The following is a 9343-nucleotide window of genomic DNA, read 5'->3' as shown; positions in this document are numbered from 1 at the left end:
GTTGAAGGATCAGATCACGTATCTTCCCGACAACGCAGACCGTTCCGTGGCAAAGCAAAAGTTCAAAATCACCAACTGGCCCACCTACAATAAAGCCCTCATCAACCGTGGCTCCATAACTTTCTGGCTGGATGATGAAGCTATTCAGGCCTGGTATGAGTCAGCAACACCTTCTTCACGAGGCAGACCTCAGCGCTATTCTGACCTTGCCATCACGACTGTGCTGGTCATTAAACGCGTATTCAGGCTGACCCTGCGCGCTGCGCAGGGCTTTATTGATTCCATTTTTTCTCTGATGAACGTTCCGCTACGCTGCCCGGATTACAGCTGTGTCAGCAGGCGGGCAAAGTCGGTTAATGTCAGTTTCAAAACGCCCACCCGGGGTGAAATCGCACACCTGGTAATTGATTCCACCGGGCTGAAGGTCTTCGGTGAAGGCGAGTGGAAAGTCAAAAAGCATGGCCAGGAACGCCGCCGTATCTGGCGTAAGCTGCATCTCGCCGTTGACAGTAAAACACATGAAATCATCTGCGCTGACCTGTCGCTGAACAACGTTACGGACTCAGAGGCCTTCCCCGGGTTAATCCGGCAAACCCACCGGAAAATCAGGTCAGCCGCCGCCGATGGCGCTTACGATACCCGGCTATGTCACGATGAACTGCGGCGTAAGAAAATCAGCGCGCTTATCCCTCCCCGAAAAGGTGCGGGTTACTGGCCCGGTGAATATGCAGACCGTAACCGTGCAGTGGCTAATCAGCGAATGACCGGGAGTAATGCGCGGTGGAAATGGACAACAGATTACAACCGTCGCTCGATAGCGGAAACGGCGATGTACCGGGTAAAACAGCTGTTCGGGGGTTCACTGACACTGCGTGACTACGATGGTCAGGTTGCAGAGGCTATGGCCCTGGTACGAGCGCTGAACAAAATGACGAAAGCAGGTATGCCTGAAAGCGTGCGTATTGCCTGAAAACACAACCCGCTACGGGGGAGACTTACCCGAAATCTGATTTATTCAACAAAGCCCAGCAGCGCAGCAATTTCATTCACTTTGGGATGCGACTTGAGTGAGGTACGCATCTTGATCCAGCCTTTTGATATGTCCATGCAAGACCCTACCAGCCTACTGAATTAATATTTGTTTTTAGGGCAAGGGAATAGCTCAGGAAGATCAGGACGGAGCTGATATGCTTTAACCTTTCCTTGTGTTGCTTCCACTATTGGGAGCACTCGTTCAGGTGAAACTCTTTTTTTATCGTGCAGCCATGACCATACATTGGGCTGACTTACTCCAACCATCTGCGCTAACTTCTTCTGGCTTCCGGCAATTTTCACTGCTTTCTCAATAGCTTGGTTCATAAAATCCATACTCTTTTTCATCAAACACTATTGAATAGTAGCGATAAAATTAACCTCGAGCAATAACCTAGGTTATTTGACGTGCCATACATGTGGCTTTATGGTTTCAATATCAAAACTTTGGTTATCTTTTAAAGATGAAAATGGATACGCTTTCGGAAAGACTAAAACAAGCCATGAGGTATCGCGGCATGTCCCAAGCTAGTCTTGCTGCGTCTGCTGGTCTGTCACAACCCAGCGTATGGAAAATAACCGCAGGTAAAAGCCATACAACTAAAAAATTACTAGATATTGCTCGCGCACTTGAAGTTAGTCCTGATTGGTTAGCGCATGGGAAAGGAGAAATGATTGAGGATGTTCATAGAAATCCCCGATCAGCTGACCATGACTTATCTATTGAAGGAACAAAATTTTATGATGGGATTAAGATTGTTTCTGTATGGGATGAAAAGGGTCCTACAGACACTGTGACACCGGTGCCAGAGTTTATCGATACATCAAATGCTCGAGCTTATAAACTCAAATATGATTCTGGGTATGCTGACTTGCCAGTGGGCTGCTTGGTAGTTGTAGATACCGCAGAGCAGCCTGGAAGTAATGACTATGTACTTGCAAGCATAAAAGGCAAGATATCCGCATATCGTTATTCTATTGGAGGCGGCGGCGTGCTACTTGACGCTGATCCTAGAGTCGAGCCAATCCCCGTAAGTGAAGATGTCAGCATAATCGGTCTCATTGTATTCATGTCCAGATCACTGAGACGATAGACCTCGCCTACTTCTAACGTGACTTTTCCTCTGGGTTGAACTTCCAAGAATTTTCCTGGGGCAACCCTTAGTAACGCGTTCTTCACACCGCCCTCCTAAAAATCGCTTATAAGCCCTTATATTGCTTATTGCTGCTTAAAACAGCGCTGTCTTCATCACACATGGAGGTTATACCCCTATACCTTGGAGAAATAAATTCCATTCACTATTAATTCTACTAATTCTCTGAATTAAACATAAGATCTTGATTTATAATCAAAATTATTAAAAACATCAAAAACAGCGCCAAGTATCATTGACCTAGAAAATAACCTAAGTTATTTTCTAGGTTATTGCATTGTGCTCTGGGTATTGACCTAAGAAACAGATCTTTAACAATGAGCGAGAAGCTCTACGGCAGGTGCCGAGAACGCACCGAACCTCAGGTTACTGAGTGCATTGTTGCGACTGTGCAGCCAGTAACTTAACGGGGGATGTATGGCAATTATCAGCTATGGTAGATCTGTTAAACCTGTGGTGAAAGACAATGCCAGAACACGCCGGCATATGCGCCGCATGGTTGAGGCGATTGAATGCCGCAAGATTGAAGAGATTCTGGCTGCAGAGCTGGGATGGGAACCACCAGCACGGACTTCTGAACTCAGCCGGGCGGAAAACCATTTCAGACGAGTAGTGAGCGATCGCGTGAGTAAGGTAGTTGAGACGGAAACGGAGTACCACAAGCAAATTCGGGCGGCCGCTGCGAAGTACGTTGAACACCGAATGAAGAGTAAATACCTGAAGGTCTGTAACGAAGCCGGACGTCAGATTCGAGCAGTACAGAGGCCATGCAAAAAAAGCATACCGCTTATCTAATCTCTTCCATTCCAGCTTTTGCGTTGGTAGGCAAGATGAAGCTGGTACAGGTTGCTGGCTTTAACCTGTCTTCCACAGCGGGAGCAGACAGCGCCATGAGATGTCTTTTTGTCTTTATCGTTAGAGGTGAACTGAAACTGGCGAGCTCCACATTCAGGGCACCGAAACTTAACCCGGCCCATGAGGAGATTCCGTTTAAATTTTTTAGTTAGTGATAGCTAACCCTGGCACCCTTCTCAGATTTAGCCAGAAAACAGTTAAGACAGCCGCATAAGCGGCTTTTTTTACGTCCAAAACCGGAGGAACACCATGCCTAAAAACACTCCTTCACAAGTCCTGACTCAAAAAGAAATGCAGCGTCTCGCCCTTGTTCATGTGCAGGCGTATGTAGGTGCCTGCCACTGTCAGAGCCGCAGCGATGTGCTTCTGGCACTGGCGCACTGGCAGAACGTAGGCGATGAGATCGCTGATTTCATCCTGACTACACGCATCGTCGTCGTCAATGAACATGGCGCCCATGAATTTTGAGACGCCGTTGCGCTAACCCCCCCGACAGGGCATTCATCTGACCCGGAGGTCACCATGCAAAACCGCGAAGTTGCCGAAAACGTCATTGAGACCCTTTTCGATGTGACTGAAAAACTGTATTCGTCAGTCGACATGACTCATACCTGCTCTCAGGAAGGAAAAATCAGCAAAGAAGAGGCCGATGCTTACCGCACCACCGTATTGAACTCACTGGATGAACTGCTTCAGGCCGTCATCGGCCCGATTTACGAGACGCATCCAGATTTACGCCCTACCTGCTGCTGTTGCAGCGGATCTGAAGAGGATGAGGCAGACCTGCAACCGTGAAACTTTCAATGACAGTCCTGAACCCAACCGCCCGCTGTGGCGGTTTTTTTATGCCTGAAGGAGGCCCGGTATGGTTATTCAGCTCCATGATGGCCGGTACACCTTTACCGCCAGCGTATTAAACCGAAGCTGGCAGTATGTCAGCTTCAGGGAAGGCATTGAATGGGTGTTAGTGCAGAAGCTCGCCGCTGCCTGCGCCGCTGAGATGAGGCAGCCGTGATGTCCAAGCCTCATGCACCCGACAGGATAACCCGGCGCGCACAACAGCAGATCAGACAGTGGCGCGCAGGGCACATTCACGCCAGACGAACCTACCGTGACGGGTACCTGACACTGCGCGTTACCCCGCACTGGCGCCTGCTTTCACGAGACAACGGTCGGCACTGGGAGTTGCTAAGCCATGCCGACTACAACAACCAGATTTAATCCCCCAGCCTGACAGAGGAACATTTCCCATGATGCAGTCACACATCAGGGGCGATGCCGCTTTTGCTCGCCCGTTTAACGCCATCCGCGATATCGAGTTCGCACCGGAAAACATCGTCACCGGCGCCAGCTTTTCATCCCAGCCGCCGCCGGCTCTTCCACCCCAGCCACCGCTGCCGCTGTTACAGATAGCCTTTGACCATGTTGTTGAGATTTTGCTTCAGGAGGGCAAGCCATGATCTGTTTTCCCCGCACAGAACGACGCCAGGAGCAGCGGGACACTGAGGCTGCAGAGGATGAAATGGAGGCGCTGCGGGAGGAGCTGGCGTCGTTTTTCCCCGAAAAGCTCCATCAGTTTGCCTCCCCTTACCTGCCGTCAGGCATTGTCTGCACGCTTTACAGCAAAGACGCGGAGGATGCCTACGCCCGACTGGTGGACAGCCTGATTAATGCTGAGCTGAACGCCATCCGCCATCTGAAAGCCATGAAGTGGATGCCCTGACATGCTACCTGCTCACGTCGGCCGAAGCGCTCAGGTCCGGCGTGAGTGATACAGAAAGGAGAAGAAAATGAAATCACCTGTTTACGGCCAGCGCGTCAGTCCGTATTCCCTTATTGCTTCTGACGCGGCGCTGGTTGAAAGAGAAGGTAATTACGCGCTTGCCGCAAAAATGTGGAAGAAAGCGGCCGGTTGCGCCTGCCGGGCAGTCAATCAGAACTGGGCAGAAAAACGTGCCGGTTTCTGTCAGACCATGGATGAACGCTTCCCGACAGTTGCGTCAGGACGCGATGAGTCTTCTCGTGCAAAAGAAGACAACGATGAACGGCATCGCTGATGCAGGTAACCCCCAGTCATCCTGGATGACGACGCCACGTTACCGGTTTTGCCGGCCGCGCCGGGCATATTCACCCGGGTGACCGGCAGCCTTAAGTCATTTTCCTCTCCCTGCCCGACGACTGACTGCTGGCCAGAAACAGACGCTCTCTGACGTCAGCCTCGCCATGCGTCCGTCCCTGCGCAGGGATCTGATTTCATCTGCACGGAACTGTTCATGAATAACCATTCTGACTACACCAGAAAGCGCCCGGTATTACGGACGCTTGTCTGGCTTTTTACTCTCTCTGCGATCGCCGGGGCCGGACTGACAGCAGGCTCGCTTGCCCTGTCTGCCCTCGTGATCAGTGTGGCTTATCTTGCCGGCATTCCCGGATAACGGATTTTCAGGAGACACCATGAAAATCATCTTTCAGCAGGGCAATAAACAGGCCTCTCTGATCCTGACGGCCTCTCTGTTTCACCTCCCGCGCCTGGTCCGGGTGGCCAGTGCTGCACTCAATGTTGTGCCCGGTGCAGTGGCGGAAACGACGGGGATGTTCCGTCTGCGCACGACGATTACGGGCCCGGCCTCCTTCATGAACGAGGCGCTGGCGGCAGCCCTTTCTGCGCTGTACCCCTCTTCACGATATACCGCATCCCGCTGAAGAAGACAGTCAACGCCAGGCTCAGTCAGCAGCTGAAAGTGTTTTCGGCTGCTCCTGGAAAAGACCATAAGCGGCTCAACCACAGGAGAAAGAATATGGAACTACGTGATGACACACTGGTGGATCTGAAGTTTATTATGGCGGATACTGGTTTTCGCAAAACCTTTATTTATGACCGCATCAAAGATGGCACCCTTTGCAGGCCTTATAAAATCAGCGGGCGTTCGCGCTGGAAGTACAGCGATTACGTCAATTTCAGGAATCGCTTAACAGGTCACCATTCTGGGTAAAATTCCGGGTAAAAAATTTATATTATTGGGAAAAATATCCCGATATTTAGCCACTTGCGCTGTTCGTTCAAAGTCTGCAGGGGAATACCGTTCCATTGCAGAAAAGCGTCGTCCTGAACGCCGCGCCCTGTCACGACCTCGTCAAGCAGCGCGCACTGGGCGTAAAGAATATGCTGGCGGCTGTCCTCATCCAGCTGCGCCACTTTCAGGGCGGTCTGTACGCGCACGATATCCTTTACGCAGCGGTTCCACAGCGGACGGCCTTCTCCCTCTTTAAACTGCAGTCCGTTACGCAGGCGAATGGCCTTTAGCCATGTTTTTTGCAGTAATGCATCGATATTAACCGGCGCGACGGCTTCGTTTTTGCTTTCACACATAATTCAAACACTGCCACTCACGGTTGAGGATATGTTGTGAATAAACATCCTGATTGATTTAAGCCAGAACGGCGTTAATACGGGCTGGATAATAAGCCGATGCCCTTGCGCTATCCGCGCGAATGCGTTGCGCTTTTTCATCTCTTTTACCGATAAACCGGCGTGAAAAGTCATATCCCGTTGGGCTTTATCCGGGTAGAAATGGTCGCTCATCAGACAATCCTTTTTTAACGCCAGGTTGAATATCGTGACGTTTAGCTACAGGCGATAGTAGACCAGAGTGCCTTATTTGATCAATCAATCAGATTTTAGGAGTGAAAAAATAAAAAACATTGTCTTTTGGTGATATTTGTTAATAAAAACAGATCTGGCCAGCCTGCGCTTAACGCGTCTCTCTGACTGGCTGGCAGATTAATAATGGCAGCTTATTTTGAATGAGGAAAAAAGAGTGGAGGAAACGCATGAGGATAATTAAATATTGACAGGAATCAATGCGATTAATTGCCAGCGGAAAATATAGAAATATATCCACACGCCGCGAATGATACCTTAGCACAATAATTAACAGAGTAAATAAAATAGCGAGTAAATAATACCGCTGCGTCGCGCGTAGCGCCTTTACGTTCCGCGTGCGCGGCGGTAAACCGAAGGCGAAACGCCGTTCATCTGCCTGAAGCGGTTGCTGAAATGGCTGGGGGAATGAAAGCCGCAGCCAAGAGCAATCTCCGTTAGCGAGAGCGAGGCGTTAGCCAGCAGCGCTTTCGCGCGCTGCATGCGGCGGCGCATCACATACTGATGCGGCGCTTCGCCCACGGAATGGCGGAACATACGCGCGAAATGAAACTCGCTTAGCGCTGCCTCCTGACTCAGGTGCGCCAGGGTCAGCGGCTGGTCGAGATGCGCGTCAATAAAGGCCAGCAGATGACGCAGCACAGCAGGTGCCAGACCGCCGCGCGCCTGCGGCGCGCGCCACTGCAGCAGGCTGTAGTGCTGCAGAAGATGGGTCATCAGCAGCGTCGAGGCGCTGCTCAGCATCAGCTGATTGGCGGGCTGCCGCCAGTCGCAGCTGAGCAGAAAATGCCGGTAAAGCTGGGTGATGCGATCGTCGCTGGCGAAGATTTTTTCATGCAGCTCAAGGCGCGCCGGGCTGCGATCCCATATCTCCTCCGCCATCTGGCGCAGATGCGCGTCGGTGCAGTAGAGATGCACGAAAGAGAGATCGTCGCGCAGATCCCAGGTGGACTCAACGCCCGACGGCATCAGACAGAATCGATCCGGACCGCCGCCGTTGCGCCAGCCGTAGGGGCTTTTGTACCAGGTGTCGTAGCCGTCGGCGATATAGAGGCTGAGAGTATGGTGATCGCTGTGATTAGTGACCCGGTCGCCGCTGTTGAACCAGTGCGCCAGCTGGATGCCGTCGTTCAGCCGCGCGTGATGACGCAGCTGGGCTTTATGACGTTGCAGCATGGAAAAGGTCTGATAAATCGGCGGGTTCACGGGCGCTCTCCTGTTAACAGAGGCCTAGTGTATGAAGAGCGGCGTCAAGAGAACAGAGTTATGCGCTGCGGCGGCAAAAAAAGCGCAAGAATTTGCAAGTGCGCCGCAGAGCGGTGCAAGCGGCCCGCTTTACGCTCAGCGATACTGCGCGCTGGATCAGAAAAGAGGCGTGCTATGAATATCCTTTTATATCTCTCGGTGGTGTTGATTTGGGGAACCACCTGGATCGCGATTTACGCCCAGCAGGCGGCAAGCGGCGGTAGCATCGGCGCGGCGGTGTTCTGGCGCTTTATCGTGGCGTCACTGGTGATGCTGGCGGCGCTGAAAGCGCTGAAGCGCCTGCGCCCGCTGACGGCGCGCGATCATCTCTTCTGCCTGCTACAGGGCTGCTGCGTCTTCGGCCTCAATTTTCTTTGCTTTTATCACGCCGCCGCCTGGATCAACAGCGGCCTGGAGTCGGTGATCTTCTCTATGGCGGTGCTCTATAACGCGCTTAACAGCTGGGTATTTTTCCGCCAGCCCCCTTCTGTTCGGCTGCTGCCGGCCGCCGCGCTCGGCATCGGCGGCATCATGGCGCTGTTCTGGCGCGATCTGCACGGCAGCGCGGCCTCGGCGCAGCTGCTGTGGGGCGCCGGGCTGAGCGCGCTCGGCACGCTGGGATTCTCGCTGGGCAATATGATTAGCCTGCGTCATCAGCGCGCAAAGCGGGACGTGCTGACCACCAACAGCTATGCGATGCTTTATGGCGCGCTGGCGATGGCGCTGCTGACGCTGCTGCAGGGCGAATCGCTGCAGCCGGTCTGGAACGCGCAGTGGATGGGCGCGGTGGGTTACCTGGCGATTTTCGGCTCTGTTATCGGCTTTGGCGCCTACTTCACGCTGGTTGGCCGCATCGGCGCCAGTCAGGCGGCCTACAGCACGCTGCTGTTTCCGCTGGTGGCGTTGACGCTGTCAACGGTTTATGAAGGCTATCAGTGGCACGCCGAAGCGTTTTTGGGACTGGCGATGATACTGGCGGGAAATCTGGTGATGTTTGCGCGGATGCCTGCGCTGCGGCGGCGCGCGGCCGCCTGAAGCAGAGAGCGGGCCTCGGCCCGCTCCGGGTGAGCGTCATGCCCGGCGCTGCATTGCGGTAAGTTGTTGAGGTTGATTGATGGCCTTTCGCGCAATCCAGTAGAGCAGCACGCGCTCGTCGTCATTATCCTGGTCGGCCATGGAGAGCAATTTCAATGCCAGGGTGGATTTGGTCACCGGCTGCTGCTCATCGCTGAGTTCAATCACTGCCTGACCGATGATGCAGCGGACTTCGTCCTCGCAGCTGAGGGATTCATATGCTCGGTCTTTCATATTTCCTCCTGTAAAGTGAACCTTAAGCCTGGCAAATATTCTGCCATCCCGCTGATAAAACCCCTTCTGAGACACATCCGTTTACCTC

The 9343-nt window shown here is 52.7% G+C and carries 18 protein-coding genes; 13 read left to right on the top strand and 5 right to left on the bottom strand.

Going from position 1 to position 9343, the window contains the following annotated elements; genetic code table 11:
* The first annotated feature begins 1 nt into the window (after position 1).
* Positions 2-970 carry an IS5-like element IS903B family transposase gene (locus MC269_RS05355; RefSeq protein ID WP_000654812.1) on the top strand — a complete coding sequence of 323 codons (969 nt, stop codon included), beginning with the start codon at positions 2-4 and terminating at the stop codon, positions 968-970.
* A gap of 161 nt (positions 971-1131) precedes the next feature.
* On the opposite strand, the gene MC269_RS05350 is transcribed toward MC269_RS05355, so the two are convergent.
* Positions 1132-1359 carry a helix-turn-helix domain-containing protein gene (locus tag MC269_RS05350; RefSeq protein WP_239955069.1) on the bottom strand — a complete coding sequence of 76 codons (228 nt, stop codon included), beginning with the start codon at positions 1357-1359 and terminating at the stop codon, positions 1132-1134.
* Between the two features lie 92 nt (positions 1360-1451).
* Between MC269_RS05350 and MC269_RS05345 the strand changes: the two genes are divergently transcribed.
* From MC269_RS05345 to MC269_RS05295, 11 genes are all read left to right on the top strand, one after another.
* Entirely contained in the window at positions 1452-2126 is a 675-nt protein-coding gene (locus MC269_RS05345; protein ID WP_239954325.1) for a LexA family transcriptional regulator, read from the top strand.
* 477 nt (positions 2127-2603) lie between these two features.
* On the top strand, positions 2604-2981 hold the full coding sequence (locus MC269_RS05340) for a hypothetical protein (protein WP_239954324.1): 378 nt from the start codon (positions 2604-2606) through the stop codon (positions 2979-2981).
* 309 nt (positions 2982-3290) lie between these two features.
* Entirely contained in the window at positions 3291-3509 is a 219-nt protein-coding gene (locus MC269_RS05335) for a hypothetical protein (RefSeq protein ID WP_239954323.1), read from the top strand.
* A gap of 54 nt (positions 3510-3563) precedes the next feature.
* A complete protein-coding gene (locus MC269_RS05330) occupies positions 3564-3836 on the top strand; it encodes a hypothetical protein (RefSeq protein ID WP_239954322.1) in 273 nt (90 codons plus the stop codon).
* Positions 3837-3906: 70 nt separating this feature from the next.
* The gene (locus tag MC269_RS05325; RefSeq protein ID WP_239954321.1) at positions 3907-4056 is read left to right on the top strand and encodes a hypothetical protein; all 150 of its coding nucleotides are present in this window, start codon (positions 3907-3909) and stop codon (positions 4054-4056) included.
* Between the two features lie 235 nt (positions 4057-4291).
* Positions 4292-4501 carry a hypothetical protein gene (locus tag MC269_RS05320; protein ID WP_239954320.1) on the top strand — a complete coding sequence of 70 codons (210 nt, stop codon included), beginning with the start codon at positions 4292-4294 and terminating at the stop codon, positions 4499-4501.
* A complete protein-coding gene (locus MC269_RS05315) occupies positions 4498-4764 on the top strand; it encodes a hypothetical protein (protein ID WP_239954319.1) in 267 nt (88 codons plus the stop codon). Before MC269_RS05320 ends, MC269_RS05315 begins: the two co-directional genes overlap by 4 nt.
* 67 nt (positions 4765-4831) lie before the next feature.
* Complete coding sequence (locus MC269_RS05310; RefSeq protein WP_239954317.1) at positions 4832-5098, top strand: ANR family transcriptional regulator; 267 nt, start codon at positions 4832-4834, stop codon at positions 5096-5098.
* Between the two features lie 216 nt (positions 5099-5314).
* Positions 5315-5476, top strand: a complete 162-nt coding sequence (locus tag MC269_RS05305; RefSeq protein ID WP_239954315.1) for a hypothetical protein — start codon at positions 5315-5317, stop codon at positions 5474-5476.
* Positions 5477-5495: 19 nt separating this feature from the next.
* Complete coding sequence (locus MC269_RS05300) at positions 5496-5744, top strand: hypothetical protein (RefSeq protein ID WP_239954314.1); 249 nt, start codon at positions 5496-5498, stop codon at positions 5742-5744.
* A gap of 95 nt (positions 5745-5839) precedes the next feature.
* The gene (locus tag MC269_RS05295) at positions 5840-6034 is read left to right on the top strand and encodes an AlpA family transcriptional regulator (RefSeq protein WP_239954313.1); all 195 of its coding nucleotides are present in this window, start codon (positions 5840-5842) and stop codon (positions 6032-6034) included.
* Between the two features lie 17 nt (positions 6035-6051).
* Here the strand turns inward: MC269_RS05295 and MC269_RS05290 are convergent, their stop codons facing one another.
* The 3 genes from MC269_RS05290 to MC269_RS05280 form a co-directional block, all read right to left on the bottom strand.
* Positions 6052-6411: a DotU family type IV/VI secretion system protein gene (locus MC269_RS05290; protein ID WP_371824358.1), complete on the bottom strand. Its 360-nt coding sequence runs from the start codon at positions 6409-6411 to the stop codon at positions 6052-6054.
* Positions 6412-6414: 3 nt separating this feature from the next.
* Positions 6415-6624, bottom strand: coding sequence for a hypothetical protein (locus MC269_RS05285; protein WP_239954312.1), 210 nt, complete (start codon positions 6622-6624; stop codon positions 6415-6417).
* 405 nt (positions 6625-7029) lie between these two features.
* Positions 7030-7878 (bottom strand): helix-turn-helix domain-containing protein, encoded by an 849-nt coding sequence (locus MC269_RS05280; RefSeq protein ID WP_239955068.1) that lies wholly within the window; start codon positions 7876-7878, stop codon positions 7030-7032.
* Positions 7879-8082: 204 nt separating this feature from the next.
* On the opposite strand from MC269_RS05280, the gene MC269_RS05275 reads away from it, so the two are divergent.
* A complete protein-coding gene (locus MC269_RS05275) occupies positions 8083-8982 on the top strand; it encodes a DMT family transporter (RefSeq protein WP_239954311.1) in 900 nt (299 codons plus the stop codon).
* Positions 8983-9018: 36 nt separating this feature from the next.
* Here MC269_RS05275 and MC269_RS05270 read toward each other — a convergent pair whose 3' ends face one another.
* Positions 9019-9255 (bottom strand): hypothetical protein, encoded by a 237-nt coding sequence (locus MC269_RS05270; RefSeq protein WP_081138817.1) that lies wholly within the window; start codon positions 9253-9255, stop codon positions 9019-9021.
* Positions 9256-9343 lie beyond the last annotated feature (88 nt).

The sequence above is a fragment of the Pantoea sp. Z09 genome (genome assembly GCF_022394795.1).
Classification (GTDB): domain Bacteria; phylum Pseudomonadota; class Gammaproteobacteria; order Enterobacterales; family Enterobacteriaceae; genus Pantoea; species Pantoea latae.
This window is presented reverse-complemented; position numbering and strand designations above follow the sequence as displayed.